The sequence below is a fragment of the Shewanella sp. S23-S33 genome (assembly GCF_043359565.1).
Classification (GTDB): domain Bacteria; phylum Pseudomonadota; class Gammaproteobacteria; order Enterobacterales; family Shewanellaceae; genus Shewanella; species Shewanella oncorhynchi.
In genome coordinates this window covers 13,442-39,573 of the sequence record NZ_JBHFFD010000012.1, presented here as the reverse complement: position 1 = coordinate 39,573, position 26,132 = coordinate 13,442, and the positions used below count along the sequence as shown (strand labels likewise).

Annotated in this window: 25 protein-coding genes; 13 read left to right on the top strand and 12 right to left on the bottom strand. The window is 44.5% G+C overall.

From position 1 onward, the window contains the following. Positions 1-2 precede the first annotated feature (2 nt). Together ACHA99_RS02830 and cysC are read left to right on the top strand one after the other, a co-directional pair. The gene (locus ACHA99_RS02830; protein ID WP_393940927.1) at positions 3-1,736 is read left to right on the top strand and encodes an SLC13 family permease; all 1,734 of its coding nucleotides are present in this window, start codon (positions 3-5) and stop codon (positions 1,734-1,736) included. Positions 1,737-1,800: 64 nt separating this feature from the next. After that, positions 1,801-2,418, top strand: coding sequence for an adenylyl-sulfate kinase (cysC, locus tag ACHA99_RS02825; protein WP_028761752.1), 618 nt, complete (start codon positions 1,801-1,803; stop codon positions 2,416-2,418). A 102-nt stretch (positions 2,419-2,520) separates the two neighbouring features. Here cysC and ACHA99_RS02820 read toward each other — a convergent pair whose 3' ends face one another. Further along, complete coding sequence (locus ACHA99_RS02820) at positions 2,521-3,360, bottom strand: TIGR03899 family protein (protein ID WP_028761753.1); 840 nt, start codon at positions 3,358-3,360, stop codon at positions 2,521-2,523. A 144-nt stretch (positions 3,361-3,504) separates the two neighbouring features. Next, positions 3,505-4,713 (bottom strand): MFS transporter, encoded by a 1,209-nt coding sequence (locus ACHA99_RS02815; RefSeq protein ID WP_393940924.1) that lies wholly within the window; start codon positions 4,711-4,713, stop codon positions 3,505-3,507. A gap of 476 nt (positions 4,714-5,189) precedes the next feature. On the opposite strand from ACHA99_RS02815, the gene hemG reads away from it, so the two are divergent. Both hemG and ACHA99_RS02805 read left to right on the top strand, forming a co-directional pair. After that, the gene (hemG, locus tag ACHA99_RS02810; RefSeq protein WP_393940922.1) at positions 5,190-5,711 is read left to right on the top strand and encodes a menaquinone-dependent protoporphyrinogen IX dehydrogenase; all 522 of its coding nucleotides are present in this window, start codon (positions 5,190-5,192) and stop codon (positions 5,709-5,711) included. 107 nt (positions 5,712-5,818) lie between these two features. Then, positions 5,819-6,346: a cytochrome b/b6 domain-containing protein gene (locus ACHA99_RS02805; protein ID WP_393941038.1), complete on the top strand. Its 528-nt coding sequence runs from the start codon at positions 5,819-5,821 to the stop codon at positions 6,344-6,346. A 106-nt stretch (positions 6,347-6,452) separates the two neighbouring features. On the opposite strand, the gene ACHA99_RS02800 is transcribed toward ACHA99_RS02805, so the two are convergent. From ACHA99_RS02800 to nfsB, 3 genes are all read right to left on the bottom strand, one after another. Then, positions 6,453-7,208, bottom strand: coding sequence for a DsbA family protein (locus ACHA99_RS02800; protein WP_338254523.1), 756 nt, complete (start codon positions 7,206-7,208; stop codon positions 6,453-6,455). A gap of 312 nt (positions 7,209-7,520) precedes the next feature. Next, entirely contained in the window at positions 7,521-8,165 is a 645-nt protein-coding gene (locus ACHA99_RS02795) for a DNA-J related domain-containing protein (RefSeq protein ID WP_006082872.1), read from the bottom strand. Between the two features lie 334 nt (positions 8,166-8,499). Beyond that, on the bottom strand, positions 8,500-9,153 hold the full coding sequence (gene nfsB / locus ACHA99_RS02790; protein ID WP_393940919.1) for an oxygen-insensitive NAD(P)H nitroreductase: 654 nt from the start codon (positions 9,151-9,153) through the stop codon (positions 8,500-8,502). Positions 9,154-9,315: 162 nt separating this feature from the next. Between nfsB and ACHA99_RS02785 the strand changes: the two genes are divergently transcribed. The 3 genes from ACHA99_RS02785 to ACHA99_RS02775 all read left to right on the top strand — a co-directional run bounded on the left by ACHA99_RS02785 (position 9,316) and on the right by ACHA99_RS02775 (position 11,466). Next, the gene (locus tag ACHA99_RS02785) at positions 9,316-9,681 is read left to right on the top strand and encodes a glyoxalase superfamily protein (protein WP_393940917.1); all 366 of its coding nucleotides are present in this window, start codon (positions 9,316-9,318) and stop codon (positions 9,679-9,681) included. A 77-nt stretch (positions 9,682-9,758) separates the two neighbouring features. Continuing rightward, positions 9,759-10,115, top strand: a complete 357-nt coding sequence (locus tag ACHA99_RS02780) for a DUF6547 family protein (protein ID WP_263168307.1) — start codon at positions 9,759-9,761, stop codon at positions 10,113-10,115. Between the two features lie 613 nt (positions 10,116-10,728). After that, positions 10,729-11,466 (top strand): hypothetical protein, encoded by a 738-nt coding sequence (locus ACHA99_RS02775; RefSeq protein ID WP_393940915.1) that lies wholly within the window; start codon positions 10,729-10,731, stop codon positions 11,464-11,466. Between the two features lie 487 nt (positions 11,467-11,953). Here the strand turns inward: ACHA99_RS02775 and ACHA99_RS02770 are convergent, their stop codons facing one another. Genes ACHA99_RS02770 through ACHA99_RS02760 form a run of 3 tightly spaced genes read right to left on the bottom strand, consistent with a single transcriptional unit; the run spans position 11,954 to position 14,094 of the window. Next, positions 11,954-12,679: an amino acid ABC transporter ATP-binding protein gene (locus ACHA99_RS02770; RefSeq protein WP_028761645.1), complete on the bottom strand. Its 726-nt coding sequence runs from the start codon at positions 12,677-12,679 to the stop codon at positions 11,954-11,956. Continuing rightward, positions 12,672-13,352: an amino acid ABC transporter permease gene (locus tag ACHA99_RS02765; RefSeq protein WP_006085903.1), complete on the bottom strand. Its 681-nt coding sequence runs from the start codon at positions 13,350-13,352 to the stop codon at positions 12,672-12,674. Before ACHA99_RS02765 ends, ACHA99_RS02770 begins: the two co-directional genes overlap by 8 nt. Positions 13,353-13,359: 7 nt before the next feature. Next, positions 13,360-14,094, bottom strand: a complete 735-nt coding sequence (locus tag ACHA99_RS02760; protein ID WP_006085902.1) for a basic amino acid ABC transporter substrate-binding protein — start codon at positions 14,092-14,094, stop codon at positions 13,360-13,362. A gap of 433 nt (positions 14,095-14,527) precedes the next feature. On the opposite strand from ACHA99_RS02760, the gene ACHA99_RS02755 reads away from it, so the two are divergent. Beyond that, a complete protein-coding gene (locus ACHA99_RS02755) occupies positions 14,528-15,346 on the top strand; it encodes a hypothetical protein (RefSeq protein ID WP_393940912.1) in 819 nt (272 codons plus the stop codon). An 8-nt stretch (positions 15,347-15,354) separates the two neighbouring features. Here ACHA99_RS02755 and ACHA99_RS02750 read toward each other — a convergent pair whose 3' ends face one another. Continuing rightward, a complete protein-coding gene (locus tag ACHA99_RS02750) occupies positions 15,355-16,245 on the bottom strand; it encodes a LysR family transcriptional regulator (protein WP_028761648.1) in 891 nt (296 codons plus the stop codon). A gap of 122 nt (positions 16,246-16,367) precedes the next feature. Here ACHA99_RS02750 and ACHA99_RS02745 point away from each other — a divergent pair, with 122 nt between their 5' ends. The 5 genes from ACHA99_RS02745 (at position 16,368) to ACHA99_RS02725 (ending at position 20,627) form a co-directional block, all read left to right on the top strand. After that, complete coding sequence (locus ACHA99_RS02745; protein ID WP_028761649.1) at positions 16,368-16,802, top strand: CidA/LrgA family protein; 435 nt, start codon at positions 16,368-16,370, stop codon at positions 16,800-16,802. A 2-nt stretch (positions 16,803-16,804) separates the two neighbouring features. Then, positions 16,805-17,524 (top strand): LrgB family protein, encoded by a 720-nt coding sequence (locus ACHA99_RS02740; protein ID WP_393941036.1) that lies wholly within the window; start codon positions 16,805-16,807, stop codon positions 17,522-17,524. A gap of 175 nt (positions 17,525-17,699) precedes the next feature. Next, positions 17,700-18,191: a GNAT family N-acetyltransferase gene (locus ACHA99_RS02735; protein ID WP_393940909.1), complete on the top strand. Its 492-nt coding sequence runs from the start codon at positions 17,700-17,702 to the stop codon at positions 18,189-18,191. A gap of 396 nt (positions 18,192-18,587) precedes the next feature. Beyond that, positions 18,588-19,556 carry a D-alanyl-D-alanine endopeptidase gene (pbpG, locus tag ACHA99_RS02730; protein WP_105251600.1) on the top strand — a complete coding sequence of 323 codons (969 nt, stop codon included), beginning with the start codon at positions 18,588-18,590 and terminating at the stop codon, positions 19,554-19,556. 165 nt (positions 19,557-19,721) lie between these two features. Then, positions 19,722-20,627 carry a hypothetical protein gene (locus ACHA99_RS02725; RefSeq protein WP_249195546.1) on the top strand — a complete coding sequence of 302 codons (906 nt, stop codon included), beginning with the start codon at positions 19,722-19,724 and terminating at the stop codon, positions 20,625-20,627. A gap of 29 nt (positions 20,628-20,656) precedes the next feature. Here the strand turns inward: ACHA99_RS02725 and ACHA99_RS02720 are convergent, their stop codons facing one another. The 3 genes from ACHA99_RS02720 to ACHA99_RS02710 form a co-directional block, all read right to left on the bottom strand. Beyond that, a complete protein-coding gene (locus tag ACHA99_RS02720; RefSeq protein ID WP_025008445.1) occupies positions 20,657-21,754 on the bottom strand; it encodes a calcium:proton antiporter in 1,098 nt (365 codons plus the stop codon). Between the two features lie 143 nt (positions 21,755-21,897). Next, positions 21,898-24,210, bottom strand: coding sequence for a toxin-antitoxin system YwqK family antitoxin (locus tag ACHA99_RS02715; RefSeq protein WP_393940905.1), 2,313 nt, complete (start codon positions 24,208-24,210; stop codon positions 21,898-21,900). 159 nt (positions 24,211-24,369) lie between these two features. Then, positions 24,370-26,124: a toxin-antitoxin system YwqK family antitoxin gene (locus ACHA99_RS02710; protein WP_393940903.1), complete on the bottom strand. Its 1,755-nt coding sequence runs from the start codon at positions 26,122-26,124 to the stop codon at positions 24,370-24,372. Positions 26,125-26,132: the final 8 nt, after the last annotated feature.

Genomic DNA, 26,132 nt, shown 5'->3' with positions numbered 1-26,132 from the left:
TTGTGAGTGACTTGTGGCTATTAGCGATTATTTTGATAGGGCTTGTGGCTGGCTTAATTAGCGGCCGTATCAATCCAGCGGTATTGTTTTTATTTGCTTTTTTGCTCTGTTATTTGCTTGGCATGGTTGCGCTCGATACCGCATTAACAAGCTTTACCAATATTGGCTTAGTCACGCTGGTCCTGTTGGTGTTGGCCGCTACGGCGTTAGAAAAAACGTCCCTGCTGGGAAAGTTGAGTCAAGTCATAGGCAATAGTTCTTTGCCTATGACAATGGCAAAGCTCGGTTTTTCGACGGCTTTACTGTCGTCATTTACCAATAACACTGCAGTTGTGGCATCACTGATTGGTGTTGTGCGCCGCAATCAAGCACACGCGCCAGCTAAGTTATTATTGCCGTTAAATTATGCGGCAATTTTAGGTGGCACACTGACCCTGATTGGTACCTCGACCAACTTGATTGTGAACTCCTTTGTAGAAAACGCCGGCTTACCCGCCTTAGGCTTCTTCGAGTTTACGCCAGTTGCAGTGGTGATCGTTGTCGCGGGTATATTGTTACTGACCTTACTGACCTTACTGGCGAACATTCTGCCCGACAGACGGGAAGAATCAGGTGAAGAAGCGCTGCCATATTTGCTCGAAGCCCATGTGGCGAAAGGTTCGTCCTTGGTCGGTCGCAGTGTGGTGGATAATAAACTTAGGGCACTAAAAAAGTTATATCTGGTTGAATTAGAACGCAGTGGCATTTGTATTTGTCCTGTGCCGCCCCAGTTAGTGTTGCAAGCGGACGACGTGCTGCGCTTCAGTGGCGCGGTGGAATCGGTTGAGTTATTGCACCAATTCGATGGTTTAGATTGGTTTGGTAAACATCAAGCCAAAGGACAAAATTTAGTTGAAGCTGTACTCGCACCGTCATCCAGTTTAGTGGGCAGTTCGTTGAAAGCCTCGCGTTTTCGTGAGCAATTTGATGCGGCTGTGATGGCCATTCGCCGCGGAAATCATCCGCTGAAGGGCGGACTCGGTGACATTATTCTGCAACCCGGTGATGTGTTGTTATTGACGCCAGGTGATGGTTTTAGCAATAGCGCAAAGCTGAGTTCAGAGTTTGCAGCGATCAGTGGCTTAGATTTGAATGTGCGTCTAGACAGTCGTCGTGGTCGTTGGGTATTGCTGGGCTTTGCGGCAACGATCATCCTGAGTGTCACTGGCATATTACCCTTGGCTAAGGGCTTAGTGATATTGCTGCTCAGTTATTTTGCCATAGGCGCAGTCACACTGGCTGAGCTTAAACGCCGTTTCCCATTGGAATTAGTGGTGATCGTGGGGAGTGCATTAGGGCTTGCCAACTTGATGATGAGTACAGGCCTTGCGAACAGTTTAGCCCAAGGATTACTCTCAGTTATTAACGGTTATGGGGTATTTGGCGCTTTTGTCGGCGTGTATTTAATGACTTTATTGCTGACTGAACTGGTGACCAATAACGCAGCGGCGGCGTTGGCGTTCCCTATCGCTTACGCGATTGCACTTAATTACGGTGTCGATGCAAGGCCCTTTATTATGGCCGTTGTCTTTGGTGCCAGTGCGAGCTTTATTTCACCCTACGGCTATCAGACCAATTTGATGGTATTTAATGCGGGTAATTATCGCTTCAGTGACTTCGTCCGCCTAGGATTGCCGTTATCTGTGCTGTATTCCCTGATAGTGATATTTATGGTGCCGATCATCTTTCCTTTTTAGTGATTAGCTTGAGTTTATTGCCCTTATGTTAGCCGTTTAACAGCATGGGGATTGAGGAGTTTTTATGACAAATATCGTGTGGCATCAACATCCTGTAGATCAAGCCGCCAGAGCCGAGCAGAAAGGCCAAAATCCCGTATTACTCTGGTTTACCGGACTGTCTGGCGCGGGCAAGTCGACACTGGCGGGTGCATTAGAGCGGGCGTTATTTGAGGCGGGATTCCACACTTATTTGCTTGATGGTGATAATGTGCGCCATGGCCTGTGTAAAGACTTAGGGTTTACGGTTGAAGACCGTGACGAGAACCTGCGCCGTGTCGGCGAAGTGGCCAAATTAATGGTGGATGCTGGGCTTGTGGTGTTATCGGCCTTTATTTCCCCGACCCGTGAAGAACGTGATGGTATTCGTGCCCGTTTTCCTGCCGGGCAGTTTATTGAAGTGCATGTAGCTACGCCTTTGAGTGTGTGCGAGCAGCGTGACCCTAAGGGGTTGTATGTGAAAGCGCGCAGTGGCGAAATTAGCAATTTCACTGGTATTTCATCACCCTATGAAGCGCCATTAGCCGCCGAGTTAACCATAGATACCAGCAAAGGCGATTTAGTGACTCAAGTGCGTGCATTAATCGATTATTTAACGGCGATCAATGTCATTAATGCCGATAAGGCAAAAGTGCTAGCTTAACATTCAGCCCTTATCTTGCTTAAAAGGAGCCTTTAGGCTCCTTTGTTATTTCTGGGTTTTACTGCTTATACCATTGATTCATAATTTTTTATGGCGTGAGCATTATTCTATTTTAAAGTCTTTAGCAAACAAGAGCTGTAGAGCCTTCAAGTATTCTTGATCTGGCTTAGGCTGTACTAGTTGGGCGAGTTCATCACCAATCGGTGTTAAGCGATAATAGCTAAAAAGCAGATTACCGCTCTTGGGCGTAAGCTTCATTTGTATGCCTTGCAGGGCAAATTGAATTGGTGTTTTGTTATTGAGTAGGCCGGTTTCGAACTCACTGCTGTGAAGTATTCCCGCATCGACTAAGGTCAAAATACTGGAATAAGGTAGCCCAAACTGGGATAAGCCTAAATTGACTGAGGTGGTTTTACGGAAATACTGGCCAATCCCACCCGACAAGCGGTAGCCACTGATGAGTTTTAGGCGCTGCTCGTTATTTACCTTCGCCGCCATGCCAAGGGCTTTTTCTAGAATTTGTGCTTCCCTGTGAGTCAGTTGCTTGAGCAGCGCTAGGGTACGTAGACTGAAGTTTCCCGGATTCACTATCTCGCTCGATAATATCCGAGCCCATAAATCTTGCATCTTACGGTTATGGATTTGTTCCGCCATCAAGAAAAATTGATGGCTCCAATCGGGATCAAGATCGACCCCAGTGACATCTGAGTGGGTATAACTGAGGGCTAAGGCAAAAATGGTTTCCACATTGGCCTGATATTCGCTCGATAACTTGCGTGCTCTATGTTGAGCTCGCTCGGCTATGGAGGCGTTCGCAGGGCGATATTCTTGCTCACTGGCGAGCCCTAATTGGCGACCGAGTAGCAGGGCTTTTTTGCGAGCGGATACCTCGGATGCTGACTCGCCTTCTTCTGCCAACAGTAAAATATCTGAATCCTTCATCGCGTTATTAATCCTTGAGCCTGCACTGTGGTTGAGGTGAGGGTTTAGTGAACTCTTACATTCGGTTGTAGCTTACTTTAGATGATCATCTCTTTAGTTTGAGCATCTCGTTAAGCCAATTCTTTGGTTCGTTATTATGCCGTTTTATTTAACGATTTTAGCGATTGATTTCGCACTTTTAGTTGGCCAAGACCATAAGGTTTCATTACCCGGTTCAGGATGGCGCGGAACATTCAGCGCTAGTATTAACGAACATACGGCAAAGCCCGCCCCTATGTAAAATACAAAGGCGGGATCGGTTAACCATAATAAGCCCAAAAGCACAGGAATAATCACAGCCGCTATGTGGTTTATGGTGAAACTGACTGACATAGTGGTGGCAATATCTTTGCTGTCGGCGATTTTTTGAAAATAGGTTTTCATCGCAATTGCCATCGCAAAAAGTAAATGATCGATAACGTAGAGTGCTGCCGCCATATGGGCTTGTTCGACTAGGGCATAGCAGATAAAGACTAAGATGAGTCCGATATATTCCACAGTAAGCGCATTACGCTCACCAATACGTCCAATCAAACGACCAATAGCAGGTGCAAACAGTAGATTAACGGCATAGTTGATTAAGAACAGCGCAGTGATTTCACTGACGCTATAACCAAACTTTTCAACCATCATAAAGCCCGCAAATACCATAAAGATTTGCCGCCTTGCACCTGAAAAAAAGGTGAGCAGGTAATAGAGCCAATAGCGTTTACGCAGTATGATTTTTTTGTGTTGTATTTCCGTTGTCTCAAACTTGGGGTAATACCATGTTATGGTTAGCACAATGATGAGACCTAATACGCCTATAATCAAATACATATGCAGGTAGTCTAGCTTCAACCAAGTCATTACTAGCCAAATGCTGGCATAACCGACTAAAGCGGCCGCCGAACGCCACGCCAGTGCTTTCCCCATAAATCCCGCCGCGTCTTTTTTGTCGACCCATTGCAGCGTTAGCGATTGGTTGATGGTTTCAAAATAGTGAAACCCGACAGACATCAGCACAGTCGTTAGATACAGGCCTATGACCTGAGGAAAGAAACCTGTTACCGCTACGCCGATACATAAAATGGCGAGCGAGAGCAGGGCGAAGGCTTGTTCTCGAATGAGCAGCAGCACAAAAATCGCCGTAAAAGCCAAGAAGCCGGGGATTTCGCGCAGGCTTTGTAACATGCCGATTTCAGCCCCAGTGAATTGGGCTTTCTCAATCACGAAGTTGTTGAGTAATGCCTGCCAAACGGCAAACACGAGCGACATAACAAAGGTCATCCACAGCAAGAGTGCTTTAGGATCTTTTGCTTGAATAGCTTTCATGGATAAGGGACTCAGGCGATAAGTGTTCAAATGCTAATGCTTTTTTCTTAGATTGGCTATATAAGGTGTGACTTATCCCTTTCAATTTTGTAACAATGTTTAGGCGAATTAACTCTCTAGGTTACAAAGACGCTAAAGCGAGAATATACCTAAGGCGTTATTTTTGTGAGGCAGTTAAAACTACCGCATATACTTGGGGTGTTTGGCGCTAAGCCCGTGATCTATTTCATGTAAATTGGCGGGTAAATCACCTAGTATGAAATATCTTAATTGTCATTTTACTTTTGCATACCAAGTTAAATTCCACTGGAATGCCAATGACTCTGGGTGTCCATTGCTACTTTTAGCGCATTTAGTCTGAGCGTTGTGATGTCATTTGATATGACGAACGGGCATAGAGAGTCGAAATTAAGTCGCCTGCACCGTCTTTTCTAGGCCGCTTATTGTTATTTTGCTTGGGATTAATCGAGGCTAAATTGAAAAGAATTCTTATCATTTACTCTAGTGTTCACGGCCAGACCCAAAAGATTGCTAAAAAGCTCGCACAGCAGTTAACGGCTTTGGGGTATGAAGTGGTTACTGCCGATATCAAGGCCGCTCCAGTGCTCACTGAGTTCGACAAAATCATCATAGGCGCCAGTATTCGCCATGGTAAACATAACCCAAGTTTGTACGAGTTTATTGAAAAGCATCAAGCCGTATTGACGGATAAGGTCAGTGGTTTTTTCTCTGTCAGCTTAGTGGCACGTAAACCCGAGAAAAACACCCCAGAGACCAATCCTTACATGCAGGCATTTTTAAGTAAAACCACTTGGCGGCCACAATTGCTGCGCGTTTTTGGGGGTAACTTGAATTACCAAGGCTATAACGCTTTAGATAGAAATATTATCCGTTTCATCATGTGGTTAACGAAAGGACCTACGGACCCTGTTACCAATGTTGAATACACGGATTGGCAGAAAGTGACTGAGTTTGGTGAGCAGATCCACAACGCTTAAGCTTGATATCAAATTTCGGTGCTTCATTTAGCCCTATTCTATTCGCGCCCTGAAAGCGGTATGTATGCCTTAGTCACAAGGGCAAAGGAGCATTAAATATGAGCAGTATGATGACTAAACTTCGCTCCTTATGCCGAGTCATTATGGCGCAACTGCATGTTTGGATTGTCGTGTCGACGAGCCTGCTCGTGTGTGCCAGTCCGTGGATTTTTATGGGCCGACGGATACCCGATAACGCCAGTTTTTGGGATTATTTGCATGTATATTTAGGTTTAGCGTGCACTGTGCTTGGGATTCTTTTTTTACTCAGCAATACCTTGCGTTGCAAGTGGCACCAATACTTTGGCTGGTTGGCGGGCGATTGGACACAGTTAAAGCAAGATATTGTTGGACTTGCTAAAGGCAAATTCCCCGTCGCTGGTGGCAAAGGGCTGTTTAGTGCCATAGAAGGTATTGGCATGCTGTTGCTGGTGGCTACAGGTGTTACGGGCCTTGTTTGGTTTGTCGTTCAAGGGACGCCAACGGCACTGACATGGCGTGGTTATCACCAAGTCTTTGCGCAGGCTTTTATTGGTTTCTTGATCCTACATCTCGTCTTGGCTGCGAGCCATATTCTTGATTTTATTCGGCAATAAACGGCAGAACCCATATTGAGCGCTTATACCAATCACTTGGATTGAACACGCATAAAAATGGCCTCCTAATTTGGAGGCCATTTTTTATTTCAACAATTGTTTTGAATTAGCTAAGACGTTGCTGACGGATCACACCAATTGCGGCGGCGAAGACTAGAAATAACCAGCCTAGACTGCCACCCGATGAGGTTTTAGCGGGGGCGGCATCTTTCTCAACTGCAAGGTAGTTAATTAACCCAATTAACTCATCTAAGGTTTTGATACTGTTTAAATTTACTGCATATTTATCGTTCACGATAAAGGCGGGTACGCTGTCGATTTTGAATTCATTCTGCTGGGTGCGCCAGAGGGAAAGCTTTTCATTAGTGCTTTTGCTATCGGCTAATTCATCGTATTTAGCAGCATCGACACCAAATTGGGCGAAGACTTTTTTGATGTCATCACGGCTGTTAATTTGCGGCTCGTGCTGATGGCCAGGTGCACTATGATCGTGGCCGTTTGCGCCCTCTGCACCTTGGATTGCGGTAAACATGGCATGGGTTAAGGCGTCTTTGTTATCAACGCTTTGGATCACGGCTAATGAACGCATCACTTCGGTGCCAATGTCGCTATTCATAAAGTCGACATGCTTATTGTCGAAACTTATCTGTTTGTTGAGGTTCGCCTTGATATCAGGCAAATAGTTGGTTTCCATATTGAAGCAGTTATGGCAATAAAATGAATAGAATTCAGTGAGTTTTGGTTCGCTGCTAGGCGCTTTGGTCGAGATTTGAGTGTAATGTGTGCCTTCTACAAAATTGGCGGCAAAGGTGCTCAATGGTGCAATCGCTAAGGTTACAGCCAAGGCTAATTGTTTAATCATAGTTTCCTCAAATTCGGTGGGATTGAATTCACAATGTCAGTCGTTGTTATCGTTGACATTCAACGGTCAACATAAGAGATAGAGTGAGCTTCAACCTAGGAGTTAAGCTAGCCAAAATGCCAGCGTTGACACATAGGTTCAGGTTAAATGGAAAGGCTTAATTATGACTGAATTGGCATGAAGCTAGTAGGCTAAATCTGTGATCTCAATGGAAGTTTTACCTTAGATTTGGCAGGACTGTAGACAGGATCGCATCGCTAAGTCGGTGCATGTTGATTAAAGCCCAGTTCTGCATCATCACTGGCTAAATTCTTACGCAATATCCCTAAGCGACTGCCAAGCTTCGCACACCTCGCGAAAACGCGCCGCATCGCCATCGGGCCTGTCTGGGTGCCATTTGAGCGCTAAACGACGCCATTGCTTGCGGATATCACGGGCGGTAGCACTCTCGTCTAATTCGAAAACTCGCAGCGCGTTACCTTTGTTCATCAGATTGATATTTAAGCCAATATAGCTCTTATAATTGCTCCAGAATGCCTCAAGTAATTCTCGTACTACGTTTTCGCTAGTGTCGTAGTTATTCCAATCAAGGTAATACTCACGCAGGGAAGTATCTTGCATTATCAGCAGGTTAACGTTTGATGGTACTAGGCGGAAGATTTGAATTTCCATGGCTTTGACTTGTAGCCATTGCTTGGGCAGTAATATTTCCTGCAGCTCAAACAGGGCGTTCATCAGCAGGAAGTTACGTTTGAATAAATCGTTACCCGGATTTTCATCAAGCTGGTGGATCAGCCCTTGGGTTTGTAATTCAGTGGCTAAGTGATGGATTTTCCAACTTTGATTTGAGGCTTGTAAAACCGTAAGCAACGGCCAGATCAGTGGGTTATCGCCCTTAGTGTTTGCAACTCGAATCGATTGAGGTTCTTCAGTGAGTGAGGGTTTGGCAAATAACATACTGACTGTCCCATCCTAAATTGTGAGTGTTACCAATGCGCCGATAAAACCGCTGTGCTGCAACAAAGATGACTCGAAAGGCGACGATAAATGATCATTCACTAAGTTGAGCCGCAAACTATGCCACAGAGCCAAAGTGTAGGCAAAGATGAATTTTAGAGCAATACCGTGATGGTTTACTCCTACTTTAGATGGTTTCTCGGCGTAAATAAGCCGTTAACAGCAGTGAGGTTTTAGGGGAAGGTAGTTAAGAGAGGGCTAGTTTTAGACATGACGCCCTTGTTTATATCACATAAAATCAAGGGCATGCTTATTTTTCACATAGAGTGAAGGACTAGATTTCGGTGAAGATCACTTCTTGATCTAAGCGAGACTTAGGCAATTTAGCGTTGAAATCATTTTCTGAGTGATAACCTAATGCGACAACCACGCAGGCACCTAGACCTTGCTCTCTTAAGCCTAGGACTTGATTCATTTTAGTGGCATCAAAACCTTCGATCGGACACGCATCAATATCTAATACACTTGCACCGAGCATTAAAGTGCCAAGCGCTAAGTAGACTTGTTTTTCCATCCAATGCTGGGCATCTTTCAGCTCAAATTTATGCATATTAGCGAAGAAAGAACGGCCATTATGTTGGCCTTGCTTGGCTTCTTCATTAGCAAAGCGGCCATCCTTCGCTTCTTGCTCGAGTACTTGCAGTAAGTGTGCTTCATCTAATTGAGCACGAGCACAGAGTACGAGTACATGGGAAGCATCGAGAATTTTTTGGGTATTAAACGCATAGTTTTCGGTCGCTTGGGCAACTAACGCTTTACCTTCCGCCGTACTCGCTAACACAAAATGCCAAGGCTGTGAGTTAGTCGATGATGGGCTGTACTGCAATAAGGTTTTGATTTCTGATATTTTATCCGCAGGAATCGTCTTAGTTGGATCAAAGGCCTTAGTGGTGTAGCGCTTTTTGGCGAAGAAACTTAAATCACTCATGTAACGGCTCCAAATCATTAAGGAATACAAATTCAATGGCAGCATTTTAAGCAGGTTTAAGTAAAAAACAATGTGATCAAGGCAGGTATTAGTTTCAAAAAAAATTTGAAACTGGGTGCTTATGCGCACTAGACAAAGCTTATGTGTGATGGAGTAGATGGCATGAAGTTTCAGACAATCCCAATTATGCGGATCTTTGATGAAGATAAAGCCAAAGAGTTTTACCTTGGCTTTCTGGGAATGGAATTAGATTGGGAACATCGCTTTGAGGATGGCTACCCGATTTATATACAAGTTTCACTTGGTAATTTTGTTTTGCACTTGAGCGAACATTCAGGCGACTGTACTCCTGGCTGTAAGGTTTTTGTGAATGTGAGTGAACTTGATAAATTGTTTGCTCATGTGACTTCTAAGCCATATAAATACAACAAATCTAGTATTGAAGATGCGCCTTGGGGCGATCGTTGCTTTACTGTAACAGATCCGTTTTCAAACAGGATTTTGTTTAATGAAGCAGCAGACACATAACAGAGTGAGGCATTCGAGGCCTGCGGCATTTACAAGTTTACGCGCATGGGCACTGCGTTATGCTTTCAGGAGAAAAAATGAGTTCAGTTGAATTGTGGAAATGCTTTGTTGACGAGTTTGCTCAGTTACATGATGGAGTATTTGAAAAATGGGTCTTGCAAGAAGGGAGCTATCCAAACAGGCAGGAAAATTCAGAAATAAATGAGTTCTTAACGTCACTAACTGTCCAGCAAAGAGAGATTCTCGTCAAGATGCTTATTAATGCTAGACGTGGTGGTATTCATGATGCCTTAGTACGACTTAATGACAGAATGGACTGCGAAAATGGTCAGTATTACGAAAACGGCATTGAGATGGAATTTCAGCCCTTTGGTTCCACCCTTTACTATGACTATGTTTGTCGCCGAGAAGGGGATAATTGGGAGCAAGAATAGGTATTATCGGAATATCTCGCTTCCAGTGATCACCCTGCATATAGCCTAGCACACAGCTTAATGATTTCAGTTGCTTAACAAAGCAATCGCTGGTTGAAGGCAAACCAAAAGTGCATTAAGTTGTTGGTTTAAAATGGTTGGCTTGATTTATTATTCGCTAACGCGGATCCGCTTATACCCAACGTTATGTGTAAGGGAATCTTAATGATCGAAAGACCCAAAGTAATAAACCTCACAGAAGCCAGAACGATTCGCAAAGTCCATTGCGGAGAGTGTAACTGGGAGCAGGAAATAGCTGCTATCACTGAAGCTGAGATAAAATGTTGCCCTTGGTGCGGCTGGAGCGATCTGGAAATAAGTACTTTAAAAGCAGAAGGTGGCTTCCAAGAAATAGAATGTCAAAAGCACGGTAGAGTTACGGTTCTACTACCTAGCTGCAATATTGATCCACTAGACTTCATGAACAACTTATTTTGTCCATTCTGTGAGTAACACATAACAATGCAAACCAGCCTGATGGCTTTTTCGTTCCTTGTTTTGCTGCGCTACCGCAAAACAATCCACTACAAAGCAGCTGTTTGCGGCTATGCGTGAAGAGAGATCGGATATTTAAATGGAAAAAGCATTAATAGATATTAGGTATTACGCTAGCGACTCCCTATATGAGACAGGTAAGAGTCTACCTTCGAGTTGTTCTAGATTTTTCAAATTTCCTAAGCTGCTTCATTACTGGGGTGCTCGTATAGCCACAATACTTGGTGAAAATGGATTATCCCTCGGAGAATTCGATCACCTATATGTAAACTACACAAATGCTATTCCAGAAGGCACGATGGTTTTTTCCGATAGAACACCAGAAAAGTGGCTTAGGTATATAGACTGTGGTGTAAATTTTGAGAAATTAAAATCATTAAATGAGTCCGAACTTGAACAATTTGTAATTCGCAGTACCTTTGAGTGTCTTGAGCACCTTTGTAAGTTGAGCATAGAAAAAACCGAAAAAATCAAGCTTGCTTCAAACGAGGTGGAAAGATTTGGTTCTGCAGTCGAGCTTCCAGTTAAGGCAAAACATACTAAGTCATATTCGGTTCTGGTTTCATATAAATTGCGCCCAAATGGCGAAGCATCTCATGGGCTTGTAAAATACATTAACCACAAAACAGGTGCTACTTTCACTAAAAGGTTTGTTGAGCTTAAGGGGCCATCGGATATATTTCCTCTGGTAGGTACAATTTCAGTAAAAGATGGAAAAGTCCTGATCACGCCGAGGGCATCATTTAAAGCTAGCCTTTACACAAATTCATATCAGATTCCAATGGAGATTGATTTAAGTGAAGCGGCAAGCGCATAACAAGGCGCTGCTAGGGACAAATCTGCGCTGCGCTTCGGTTTGTCCTAGAGCGCGGCGTTAATTCATAGAAAATTTAATCCGAAAATCATAGATTAGAGCAAGAATTCTAACCCATTTATGTCTACTAGCTTTTTACGTATATATAGCAAAACTGGTAGTTAAAATTGGCATTGGGGCACCAGTGACTGTTGGCGACATGGATGTCGCCGTCGAGCCTATAAGGACATATTCACGGCGTGTCGCTGGAGACACAATGACAATAAACTCCCTGAACAGATAAACGGCTATTTAGCTTTTTTTCAATTCCTGTTAATTCAACGGCATAATTCTTATGGTGTTGTGAAAGATGATTGTATCCTGATTTGTCTAATTTAGTCTTTGTCATGAACGTTGAATGTTGGGATCCTAATTTGAATCCTTCGCTCACTGCACGTACTTATAAAGGTCACGATAGTGAGCATGAGGGACAGGACTTAAGCCGCTTAAGCTAGCGTAATACTTTGCTTAAAAATGCTTGGGTACGGGCTTCTTTCGGGTGGCTAAATAGTTCATCGGGAGGACTAGATTCGACTACATAACCACCGTCCATAAAGATCACTCGATCGGATACATCGCGCGCAAAGCCCATTTCGTGGGTGACAATGACCATGGTCATGCCCTTTAGCGCTAAATCTTTCATCACGTCTAATACATCACCGACCATTTCGGGATCGAGTGCCGATGTTGGCTCATCGAACAGCATCAAGTCTGGTTCCATGGCCAATGCGCGGGCAATGGCGACCCTTTGCTTTTGGCCGCCCGATAAACTGGCGGGGTAGGCATTGGCTTTGTCACTTAAACCAACCTGTGCCAGTAGGTCGAGGGCTTTGGTCTCGGCCTGAGCTGGCGTCATTAGTTTTAGACTAATGGGCGCTAAGGTGATGTTTTGGATGACGGTTTTATGGGGGAACAGGTTAAAGTTTTGAAACACCATGCCCACTTTTTGCCGCAGTTTATCGACGCAGGCGTTTGGCGCTGTGATCAATTGACCTTCAATCTCGATATCGCCTTGGCTTGGCTGCTCTAACAGATTAATACAGCGCAAAAAGGTACTCTTGCCACTGCCACTTGGGCCGATCACACTCACCACTTCGCCCTGACGAATATGCTCGCTAATGCCCTTGAGCACTTGGTTATCGCCGAAGTTTTTATGCAGGTTGGTTATTTTAATCACTTTGTTTCAACCTCTTTTCAAATTTCGACAGCACAAACGTGAAGCTGTAGGTCAGGAATAGATAAATAAGGGCACAGGTAAATAAGGGCACACTGTCCTCGAAGGTACGGCTACGGATGATTTCACCGGCGCGCATAAGGTCAACACCACCGATAAAGCCAATGACGGCGGTTTCCTTGAGGAGCACGATAAATTCATTACCAAGTGCGGGCAGAATATTCTTAATCGCTTGGGGCAGAATAATCGACTTCATGGTCATTGCTTGGGACAAGCCAAGTGAGCGGGCCGCTTCGGTTTGACCTTTATCAACGGCTTGAATCCCTGCGCGGATTATCTCAGAAATATACGCGCCGCTATTGAGACCAAAAGCGATAATGGCGGCAGTGATCTTATCGACATCTAAGGCTGACAGCACGATGAAGTAAAGGATCACTAATTGCACAACTACTGGGGTGCCACGGATCACACCGACATAAAGATTGGCGGGGAAGCGGATATACCACTTAGACGACATCTTCATAAAGGTGGTGCCAATGCCTAACACTGCGCCTAATAACATGGCGAAGAAAGTGACGATTAATGTCACCTTCAAACCATTTAAAATCAGCAGTATGCCTATCATGCCATCTTCGCCAATCGGGCTAAACAGCGAGGTATTAATTGCGTCTATCATGCTGATATCACTTTATATGGGCAGAAACGAGCGTCTGATATTGGCCGTCGGCTTTCATGTTAGCCAGTGTTTTATTGATGCTCGCCAGCAGTTCAGGCTGCTCTTTTGACACGGCGAAACCATAAAACTCAGCAGGAAAATCCAGTTTAATCATCTTTAATTCAGGATTTTTAGCCAGATAGTTAGCGGCAGGTTCGCTGTCGAATAACACTAAATCCACCTTGGCATTTTTAAGCTCCATAATGGCTTCGAAACCCGTATTAAAGGCGGTGATATTTTGGGTGTATTTCTTCGACATGATGTCAGCGGTTGTGCCTAACTGCACCGCAAAGTGTTTGCCTTTAATATCTTCAAGCGTATGAATACTATCGTTATCTTTGTTGACGAGTACGACTTGAGTCGCTTCGTAGTAAGGCTCAGAGAAGTTTACGTTTGCTTGACGTTCAGCGGTAATCGTCATACCTGAGGCGATAAAATCAATCTTGCCTGAATTAAGCGCGACGATCAGTGAATCGAACTTCATGTTTTCGACTTTGAGCGTCTTGCCGGCATCTTTAGCGATTTGCTTGGCCAGATCGATATCAAAGCCTTTGATTTCATCGCCACTTTGGCCGCCAACATATTCAAAAGGAGGGAAGGCGGCATTGGTGCCAACGACTAACACGTCATCGCTTTTTCCGCATCCAGCTAACAACAAGGTGGCAGTTAAGGTCAGGCCGCCTAATAACATGGACTTTTTCATTTAAGACTCTCTTGTTCGATTTCACTATCAGTGTGGCGACTATAGGCAGATGAGCATTAAGTGTCAATAATTATGCTTTTAATTTGATTAAAAATTCATTTCTATTTTGCGGTTTTCAGTCGCAAGATTGAGGCCCGCTGCTTTCCTGTACAAATTTGTGTGTAAGTTGTTTTTTCTGGGTTGAATTATTGTGCTTTGGTCTATAACTATTGTTACTGTTAGGTTTTTGGCTATCTATACTTCTGTGGTGTTTATTAGCGGCTTCTCAATGAGAGTGTCATAATTTGAACTATCGCCTATTATTCTTTGATTAAATTGGCTAGTTTAGCCGCTCTTTAACGACAACCTTCGTTGGTGTTATTCCTATTTTATGCAGTTTAATCCTCTGGCTGATTTGATTATCAAGCTAGAAACGATGTTTCAGGAGTCAAAAGTGAACTATCTCAACTCAGCATTAGTGTGCTTAGCCCTGTGCTTATCGAGTGCACTGCAGGCCGAAGAGCAAACTCAGTGGCATTACAGCTTAGGCAGCCATGATTTTGTGGTCGAGGATTCTCACACCTTAGGGGTGAATGCGAGTCTATTGTTAGAACATAAAACCCAAAGCGATATTTTGCTGACGGCGGCGCTGGATGCCTATATAGACGTAGATGTCGATAAACTCGACCCTGACCACATCCCTGTGTGGTTTAAGTCTGCCTATGCCGCGAGCGGTGAACTTTATCGTGTTAATCCCGCGTTTTCATTTGGTTGGCAGTTCGATTTACAGGGAAAGCGTAATACCGTTAGCTCGGTTGAGAAACAAGCTAAGGTATTTCCTGGGCTGACAGCTAACTTTGACGGACAAGCATTACAGGCCCAGTTCAAGGCAGGTGCGGGTTATTACTATCTCGAAATCGATGACGATGTGCCTAGAACTCGAGGTTACGATCGTGGCGATTTTGGGAATGGTACGTTTGCTTATACCTTTATGGGAAGTGTAGGGGCTAATGTGACGCCTAAGCTACATATGCAAGTGGCCTCACAAACCTGGCAAGACGAAGACCAATGGTTAGAGAATCAATATCGCTTTGAGCTGAGTTACCAAACCGATTTTTGGCGGCCCAATAGCGTGTTAATGCTGAGCGCTGAGCACACGCAGTACAATTTAGACCACTATGCCAAAGTCGATGTTAACTCGGCTGAGTATTTGCCTATTCTGCCATGGGATAGCGATACGCTAGTGCGTTTAAGCTTAGTTGTTCCTTGGTAAGAATAGGGTTATTTATGGGTTAAGTGCTTCTCGACTAAGGCGATCATGGCTTGAGCCGCGAAGGATAAGACTTGGTCTTTGCGCCAAAAGAGGGATAACTCCCAGCGCAGCTCGTCACTCGCCAGCGGGATATTTACGACGCCTGGCACGCTGTAGCGCCGCGCGATGGAGCGCGGTAATACCATAACCCCTGTGCCCGCGGCGACTAAGGCAATCCCGAAATCGGCTTGGCTAACGCGGGTAATGTTTTTAGGGACAAATCCGGCGTGTCGGCAGGCATTGAGCACTAATTGATAGAGAGTGTATTCGGTTTCGAACATCACCTGAGGGTCGGCACTGAGATCGCTAAACGATAATATCTGTCGGGTGGATAACGGATTTTCCTTAGGCAGCACTACTACCATAGGATCGTTAAACACGCGTATGCCGTCATAGCCCTCATCAAAATCAATAATCCCAGTGGCCAGTTCAATTTCGCCCTTTTGGATTGCCGCGGTTTGCTCTACACCGCCACGGACGAGTAAGTGCATCTCTATCTGCGGATATTGCTGGCGATATTTGGCAATAATCGGGGCAAAAATTTCGGCACTACCTAGAGGAGCCAATCCGAGATTGAGTTCGCCCGCGGTTAAGCTGCGTTGGGCCGTGAGTTCAGCGAGCATGCGTTGTCGGCCAGCGAGTAACTCTTTGCCATGTCGGTAAACAACTTCGCCCGCGGGCGTGAGTTTGACTTGGGTGCCGCGTTTACCGCGTTCGAGTAAGATGAGGTCGAGCTCCTCTTCCAATTGGCGTACGGCTTTTGATAGTGCAGGTTGGGTGAGATGGACTTTTTCGCTGGCTTTACCGAAGCCTCCAGCATCGACGATTTCGATAAAATAGCGGATAACTTTGAGGTCCATTAAGGTTCACCTTTAAATGTATTCTTAAAATTCATGCATTACATTCTTAATATTCATTTTTTTTATCAAATAGGCAAGCCTAGAATAGCCCTATAGAAAACTTTGTTCTAACCGAGAAAATCATGTCATTCCCACAAGCCGCAATACGTCAGTGTCGACATTGGGCTTTGTTATTAAGCCAAATCGGCCTCTTCTGTTTACTGTCCTTCGCATGTCACTGGTTCGCCACTTGGGCACATTCTCCTATTCCAGGGAGTGTGATTGGCTTAGGCATACTCTTATTTTTATTAGGTTTTAAACTCATTCCTGAAAATGCAGTGCAACTGGGCGCCGCTTGGTTGATTGGTGAGTTATTGCTGTTTTTCATCCCGCCAGTGATATCCGTTATTAAGTACGAAGGTTTGTTTGAGCAATACGGCACCAATATATTATTCACTTTAGTGATGGGCAGTGTGTGTGTGATGTTTGGTACAGGCTTTGTGGTCGATAGAGTGTTTCGTTTTGAGCGCCAACTGAACATCAAAAAGCAAGCCCGTCGCCACGCTAAGGCGGCTTAATGATGACTGACTCAAAAGTGGTGGATTTTGTGTTGTCGCAGACGGGATTAGCCTTATTCAGCTTATTGCTGACCGTATTCTGTTACTTCGGTGCCAAGCGTCTCTATAAGTACCATAGAGTCTGGTGGTTAGCGCCCATAGTGTTAGCGCCAATAGTGATTACCTTATTGGTGTTTAATCTTAAGATCCCGCTGCCAACCTATTTTGAGTACACCCATTGGTTGATGGCCATGTTAGCGCCCGCGACTATCGCCTTTGCTTTGCCGATTTATCGTGAGCGTAACTTGATCCGCCAGTATCCGCTGACGATAGGGTTAGGTGTAACGGCGGGATTGTTTTTGGGGATGATGTCTTCTTGGCTGTTGGTAAAGTTTGTGCCCTTGCCGGTGGAATTGTCTAAGAGTTTGCTGGTACGTTCGGTGTCGACGCCCTTTGCGATGGAGGCGACTAGTGCCTTTGGCGGCGTGCCTGAGTTGACGGCCATGATGGTGTTAATCACAGGCATCATTGGCATCTTGGTGTGCGATCCCTTATTTAAATTTATGCGTATTCGTACTTCGTTAGGTAAAGGTGTTGCTCTAGGGGCATCTGCCCATGGTGCGGGCGCCGCAAAAGCCAATGAAATCGGCAAGCAAGAGGGCGTTATCGCCAGTTTGACTATGATTTTTATTGGTATCGCTATGGTGTTAGGCGCACCCGTTTTTGCATTGATTTTTATCTAGGCTTTGAATGCTATCGTGTGAGTTTTATGGCTTGAATTTACACACCTCAATTTCGGCAAATTTGCCTCTTCGAGCGCTAACTCCTTCTCGGTTATGCGCTTTTTTTTTGAGCTTACCTTCATAAAATGTGGCATGCTGTACCAAGTTGAAATACATAGTATTAATGGTGATACCTATGTCTAGTAAGTCAGATAAACAGCTAAACACGCAATACAGCGTGAGTTTACGCCCGATTATTGAAAGTGATCTTGAAGCTATTTTTGTGCATCAAAGCGATCCCATTGCTAACCAGCTTGCTCAATTTCCTCCTCGGGATCGAGAAGCGTTTTTTAAACATTGGCATCAAAATATTCTGGGACAAGTGAATGTATTACCAAGGGCGATAGTGGTCGATGGCAAGTTTGTGGGCAATATTGGGCATTGGCAAAGTGATGGACAAGCGCTGATAGGGTATTGGATTGACCGTGAATATTGGGGCAAAGGTATAGCGACACAGACCTTAGCGCAATTTTTGCCTTTAGTCAGTTTAAGACCCCTCTTTGCCCATGTGGCTAAACATAATTTAGCTTCACAGCGAGTGCTGCTCAGACACGGCTTTGTGCTGACAGACCAACTGATACAAGAGTGTGAAGATACTGAAGCTTTACTCGAATTTGTCTTACGCTAGCGGATAAGATGCTATAACGCGACATTTTAGGGCGTATGTTAACGCTTTCATTCGCCTAAAATGACGTATTTAGATGCTTGAAACCACTGTTGTACAGGGACTTTTGTTAAAAGTGCAAAAAGTCGCCCATTATTTTCATTTCAAATTATTCTACTGAAAAAAGCCTCTTCCTAAGATTTTGTCTCTACTGTAATTGAAAAGCCTAGATCTAGATGCTTTATTGCTCTGGATTGGTGACAGGTTAAGCTGGTTTTATATAAAAAAATTGAGAAGAAAGTGCTGATCTTACTGATAAAAGTCTAATTGCATTCTATTTCTTTCACTGTAGAACTCCTATACTTAGCCAAAACCTGTGCCATAGCACAATCGATCCCTTATCTATTCAGTGAAATCTATATGAAGATCCGTTTTCTGCTCAGTAGTTTTATTCTTGCGTGCAGCAGTCTCACCGTTGCCACGACAGCGCATTCAGCCGATTCGGCCTCTGTCGCATATAAAAGCACCAAAACTCAATCGACAGCAAAAACGAAGCAAGCACCATTAAAGCAAGAAATTGCAGGACGTAGTGCGATAGTCGTGGACTTAAAAACCAATGAAGTGCTTTATTCCAATAATCCTAATGCAGTAATGTCAATTGCATCTGTCACTAAGTTGATGACAGCTATGGTAGTGCTGGATGCAAAGTTACCTATGGAGCAAAAGCTTGCGGTAAACATCCGTGATACCAAAGAAATGAAAGGTGTTTATTCTCGAGTTCGTATCGGCAGTGAAATCAGCCGTAAAGAAATGTTATTACTGACCTTAATGTCATCAGAAAACCGTGCAGCTGCAAGTCTTGCACATCATTATCCCGGTGGTCATAAAGCTTTTATTAAGGCGATGAATGCCAAAGCAAAAGCGCTGGGAATGAAAAATACCCGCTATGTTGAACCTACAGGTTTATCCTATAAAAACGTTTCGAGTGCCAGTGATCTGATTGTATTACTCAAGGCCAGTGAAAAGTATCCTATGCTAGGCCAGCTGAGTTCGACCGAGAAGAAGACGGTTACCTTTGCCAACCCAAGATACAGTTTAGATTTTCGTAATACCAATCGTTTGGTTTATAAAGATAACTGGGATATTCATCTAACCAAAACAGGCTTTACGAATGCAGCAGGGCATTGCCTTGTGATGCGTACTGAAATGGCAAAACGCCAAGTGGCATTTGTCGTGCTCGATGCCTACGGCAAATATACGCATATTGCGGATGCTAACCGTTTACGTAACTGGTTAGAGACTGGCAAAGTCACTCCTATTCCTGCTGAAGCTAAGCAATACAAGAAACAACGTAGCCAGCAGCAATTAGCTAAGTTGAGTGAGACCTAGTTTCTCGGTTGCAGCTCTATAAAAGTACAAACATAACAGGCCAGATGAGCAATCAATCTGGCCTTTATGTTTTAACGCTTTGAGTTTCTACTCAATTTTGATAAATTTATGATGGATTTGAGCGTACCATAGTCGTTATTTTATGTTCTCAAGGATGACATTTGTGTGGATGTATTTTTAAAAAAAATTCAACTTATCTATTTTCCCTTCTTATTTCTCAGCCTGTTATTTGTTTCTGGTTACAGTTTTGTCCATTGGCTGTTGTTGGTTAACCTTGAGTTTTTTAGCCTAGATGAAGATATCGTTAATTTGTGGCTGCCGCAGATACTGTCTTGGCTATTGTCGATCATTTATATCCGACCTAGGCTAAAACGACTCAAGTTTGTTAAAGATAATTCGCGCTTTTTCTATTTATTGATCGCGGTGCAATTAATGGCTGTTCCTTGCATCGTTGCGCAGGAATATCTCAAGACTACCACGGGGAAGTTAACGCAATTAGCATCGATACAAGAATTGTATCTCCATAAAAATACTCAGTATTATCAGTTTCAGCAATCTTATATTGATAAGACGCAAATTGGTTTGCAGCGAAGCCTAGAGGTTACAGGTAAACATAGTAGTCACTTAAATATGGCGCTGTATATCGCTATGCCTATTTTTGCAGAGCGTGCAGACAGTTGGCATGCTAAGGCCCTCGCTTGGTATGGTAAAGTTTATCAGCAGGAGATCAGTAATCGACTTGAACCCAATGAGAAAGAAGCGCAATTCAAAGCGTTTTTGGCTAAATCCCTAAATGAGTTCAATGAGTTGGATCCCCAGAGTTTTGTTTACCTTGAACGATTAGCCCCATCCTCTCTTCGTTCAGAGTTGCTCAGCGCCGCACAAAAAAGTCCGCTTTATCAAGCTGAACATCAAACGATTTTTATGCCCAAATTTGAACCATTTGAGGCTCGTAATGGCTATAAGTTAGTGTGGATTTTTATCTGGTTTGTTGTTGGCGCTTTAGTCTGGTTTGTACTCTTACTGCGGGTCAATCTGGATGAGAAAAGCGTAAAGCCGAGACGCAAATAAATCACGCTCGGCCTTGGATTTAATAAAGTTTAGGCATGTTCAAACATTAAGAACAAGTAAACGATAAACAAGACTATATGAGTCGCGCCGTGCAATGCATTGGTGCGACCGCTGCTAAAGCTTACCTTACAGACCATTAAACTGGTGATTAACAGCACCATGTCGGCGGGTGACAGGCCTAAATGGACTTCTTGATCTATCACGCTGCCAATAATTAATACCGCGGGGACTGTGAGTGCAATCGTCGCGAGCACTGAGCCAAAATACAGATTCATCGCCCGCTGTAATTGATTGTTTAACGCGGCCTTAAAGCCTCCCACAGCTTCGGGGGATAAAATCAAGCAGGCCACAATAAAGCCCCCTAATGCCTGTGGAGCGCCTAGGGTTGCTACGCTGTAATTGATGGGCATAGCTAAGGTTTTTGCCAGCAAAATGACTACGAGTAAGTAGCCAATTAATAGAATCGTATGGTAAGCATTACTGCGCAGTATGCCGTGGTGTTCCTCATGGTCTTCATGATCGGCATCGACAAAGAAATGGCTGTGGCTCTTCGTCTGTACCACTAAAAAGACGCCATAGAGCAGAATCGAAATAATGATCAGCATCCAAGACATGGCTTTAGACATGCCGCCAATAGTGCCACCTTCGGTAAAATTGGGCAGTACTAAACAGAGTAGGGCGAGGGGAATAATCGCCACGAGATAGGATTTTACGCCATCTAAATTGAAATGCTGGGTATGGTAACGCCAGCCGCCAAGTAATAATGTAAAGCCCACTAAGCCATTGATGATCAACATGACGACGGCGAACATAGTGTCGCGTGCCATGACAGGGTTGGGTTCTCCGGTCAGCATCACGGAGGAGATCATCACTACTTCGAGTGAAATGACCGATAAAGTTAAGATTAAGGTGCCATAGGGATCGCCAAGCTTAATCGCTAGTGCATCTGAGTGGCGTACCACAGAGAAAATGGCCCAAGTCACTACACCCAATAGGGCGAGTGAAACGGGAATATAGGTCGAGAGGGCGGTGCCATCGGCGAGTAAGCTATCGCCACCGGTTTTAAAGAATACTAAGGTCAGTATTCCCAGTAGCAGGGCTAACTCGTCTTTCATAAATGTCTTCATAGGCAATTTGTCCTAAACGAAAAAAAAGGCCGTTAGTATAGACACTGGTTATGGCACACTTTGCATGAAACTTCCTTTAGATTTGGAGTTAAGGATAAATGTTTGAACTAGATCGCTTTTTAATCTAAAACCCCATTTTTAAGCTAGCCATGGTGTTCTGTTTTAATCAGCTTGCCGAGTTGATCATAATGATTCCAATCCCCTGATTCTCGATCGCTGAGATAACTGCCTTCAGTGCGTTTTTCACCATTAGGCCAAAAACTTTGCCATAGGCCTTCCCTGCGATCCCTAAGATAAGTGCCTTGTTCGGCTAACTTGCCATTGTTGTGGTAATAGCTGGCATCGCCTTCTTTTTGGCCTTTCACCCAAGTTTCAACGAGTTCTGGCTTACCGTTCTGGTGATATTGCTTAACTTGACCATCAAGCGACCCCTTAGCATAAATTGCCTCTAATTTGAGTTGGCCGTTACTGTAATATTCTTTCGTTTGGCCATGGCTTTGACCGTCTAAAAACTCAGTGCTAGCAGCTTGCATACCGTCCTCAAACCAGCTTTCCCACAATCCAGTTTGATTACCTTTATCCATAGCCCCGCTGAGTTTTAGCTGGCCATTGTTGGGATAGTACTCGGCATATGTGCCTGTTTTATCATTTTTATCATAGGTTTCTGAGCGGTAAACCACTTGCTTAAAGCTGTAAAACTCGCGAATTCCGTGGCGCTTGTTTTCCTGCCAATGGCTTTTTTGCTGGATATTCCCCTCGGGGATTGTGCCATAGGTAGGGTCTTTTTCTTCGTAGCGATAATCCGTCCATAGACCGGTTTTTTGGTCGTCCAGATACTCCCCAGTCACACGGCGGCGTCCGTGGTAATACTCTGTATAGTTACCATTAAGTTTGCCATTGGCGAAGGTTTGCTCCCGTTGTTTCAGGCCTTCGCTGTACTGTATCCATAGGCCTTCTTTATTGCCGTTTTGATATGTGCCCTCTTCATTGGGATCACCATTGGCATACCAGCGGGCGAAATGGCCATCAAGAGGGTAACGACTGGCATTGTCTTTTTTATTCCGTGCGTAGTGAGATACTTCCCGAGGTTTACCGTTATCGTAAAATGACTCATATTTTCCGACCCATTGGCCATCGATACGTTCGCCGCGCTCACTCACTGTGCCGTCGTCAAAATAGGTTTCTGATTTCCCTGTTGGTTTACCTTCAACGTATTGATCTAGCGTCCGCAGCTTGCCATTGTTGTGGTAACGGCGTGATTCTCCGTGACGCTGCCCTTGTCGCCATTGTTCGGAGGATTGCAGCTTGCCAGCGTGATAGCGCTCAAATTGGCCATCCTTAATTCCCATGTCGTAGTGGCTTTTTTCGAGCAGATGACCTTCGGCATCATAACGCTCCGATGGTCCATGAAGCGGGTATTGGCCATTGTCAGCCTGCTTTGAGTCTTGGTAGTTACGTAATTCTTTAAGTTGGCCGTTGTTGTGGAAATATTTTTGCGTACCGGCGAGTTGATCCTGTTTATAGTTGAGAGCACTAGTGAGAATGCCCTCGGCATTAAAATATTGCTGTGGCCCGTCTAATGCACCATTAACATACTGTTCTTCAACTTGTAATTTACCTGCATCATTAAATTGCTGGCATTTCCCTTGGCGTTGTCCAGCGCTATATTGGCAGCGGCTGGCGAGTTCACCATTGGGGTAAAATGTCCGTTCTTCACCCTCGAGCAGATTGAGATTAAACTGGCTGCTGCTCGATTTAGTCCCGTCATCGAAAAAGGTTTCCCATGCTCCTTGGCGACGGCCTTCTGCATCGAAGCGGCCCGTCACTGTGGCTTGTCCATTGGGATTTTGTTCTAAATAAGAACCTGAGAGTTGGTTGTTCGCATAGCTCTGGCTTTGGGACAAGGTGCCGTTTTCATAGAAACTTTCCCATTTCCCGTGGCGCAGGTTATCGAGGTAACTTTCTTGGGCTTGCAGTTTGCCACTGGCATAGAAACGTTTTACTTGCTCCTTTTTACCGTCTTGATAGCGTGTCGTTTGGCTGAGATGGCCGCTGCTGTTGTATTCCTTCCATTCGCCCGTGGGCACGCCTTTGGCAAATTGCTGTTCCTCAGTAACGGCGCCGCTCAAATCGAACATATGCCAAGTGCCATCTTGATAACCCTGCTGATAGTTTCCTTCGACTAGCTTGCTGTTATTGGTATGAAATACTTGCCATTTACCATTAGGGATCCCCTCGGAAAACTGCCCTAAGGTATAGCCTTGGTTATCGCGCACTATGGCGATATCGCCATTTAAGGGCATGCCAGTGGCGAGATTGTAATAGCTGGGAATTCCGTCCTGTTGGCGGATTTCGACCATCATGGAGGAGAGATTTTGCGCTGCTTGTACATGGACACTGGTTAAGCTGGCTCCCGCAATCGCGAGGCTGATAAAGCGAAATGGCGTATTGAACATGCTGATTCCTTGCTCTGTTCTGGGTCTTAAGGCCGCGCGGTTTGCAGCCTATACAAGAATCCTAATTTTTTGCTGTTGAGTTTATTTATCGGGCTGTGCACTTATATACAGTGCACAGCGCCAAGGGTTAAGTTAATCGATTAAGCGAATATGCTTAGGCTAAAAAATAGGGAAAACATGGTCCGAGGTAATCACCGGCGGCGGTATTTCCCGATTTAAAAACTCGCCATGATGGAAGCTATTGATCACTTCTATCCAGCCATTATCCCTAAATTCGTATTGTTTACCATGAAGCCTGCCCTGCTCGTCATAATTCGCTATTTCAAGCACATAGTCTTCGGTATTACGCAGTTCCCAGTGGCCGACTTGTTTACCTTGGTCGAAGCGTCCGTACCAATAGTGTCTCTCAGGATTTGGCATTGGGTTGAAACCGAACTCACCATGGGTGTACACCCAGTCGCCATCCTGTTGCCCATTGCGGTATTCGCCCTTTTCATACAATTGGCCGTTCGTGGCGTAGCGTTGTACTAATCCTTCGGGTTTGCCATGGTTAAAGTTGATTAATTCAAGCAATTGCCCAGAACTTGTCTCATTACGGAACTCACCATCGAGCTCGCCTTGGGCATCATAGCTAAAGGTGAGGGTGGCATCTTCTTGTTGTTTCTTCCAAGCGCCAACGGGCTTGTCATTGGCATATTGGCCGCGCTCGGCCACCCACTGCTCCCCTGTCTCATGGTTAATTTTCAGCATCTCGTAGGGGCCTTCGCGCTTACCCTCTTTAAAATACTCGCGGGTAATCACTTTTACAGTTTGACTACGGTTTAGGGTTTGCAGATATAAACCGGTCAATTGGTTATCGATATGCTCGCTGCGGCTAATTAACTCACCTTGCTCAAATATTTCGTTGAGGACCCATTTTTTAAGCTTGTCTTCTTCTATGTTAGAGGTAAGTTGACCTTCACTAAAGCGTTGATGCTTACGGTAAACCCAGTTGTTGTCTTGGTGTTTTTCTTCGGTTGAACTGAGCATTTCGCCCTTTTCATTGTATTTAATCGATAACTTCACATTCCATGGCGCCTCTATGATTTCCTTTTGGGCTATCTGGCCATTTTTAAAGTAATCCAGTTGTTCACCGACTTTATAATCATTGTGGTAGCGGTAGTGGCGCTTTACCTTGCCATCGTCGAAATATTCGAAGTAATCCCCGTGTTTCTTACCTTTGACATAAGCTTGGGTCGAAATGATTTTACCAAAGCCCCAATTGGTCTCGTGGCCATGTGTAAGCCCATCCACCATAGGGATTTCGACGTGTAAGTTGCCATTGTCATAGTACTGGGTAACACAAGTACCACTATTACAGACTTTGCCCCTAAGCTTGCCCTCGCTATCAAAAAGCTCGCTTATACCGACCTCTTTGCCATCTTTATAGGTCGTTTTGTACCGGATCTTCCCACCTTCCCAGTAACCCGTTTCAAGGCCTTGTTTAACGCCATTTTCATAGTGCGATTCAACATACAATTGACCCGTGGCGATATATTTTTTGAGCAGGCCATGAAGTTGACCTTGCCCATTGCGAAAGCCTTGTTCGTAGGGCTTGCCATCCTCAAAGTAGCATTGATAAGCACCGCGAAATTGTTCGCTTGTGAGGGTTTTGCCAATTTTGTTATCGGCGAGGGCACTGGCGCAGAAAAGCATATCGTTATTTTTGTAATAAACTTCAGCCTTATAATTTCCGTCGATAACTTCGGTCGATTTTTTTAGATAGTATTGAGCCTGTTTTTCATCTTTGACAACCTTCCAATGGGCATCGAGTAACACCTTTTGTGCATTGGCATTGGCATTGGCACTGGCACTGATAGTGATACAAATAAGTACCAGTGCTCCAAGGAGCAGTTTTACTGTAAATAGACGCATAACCGCTC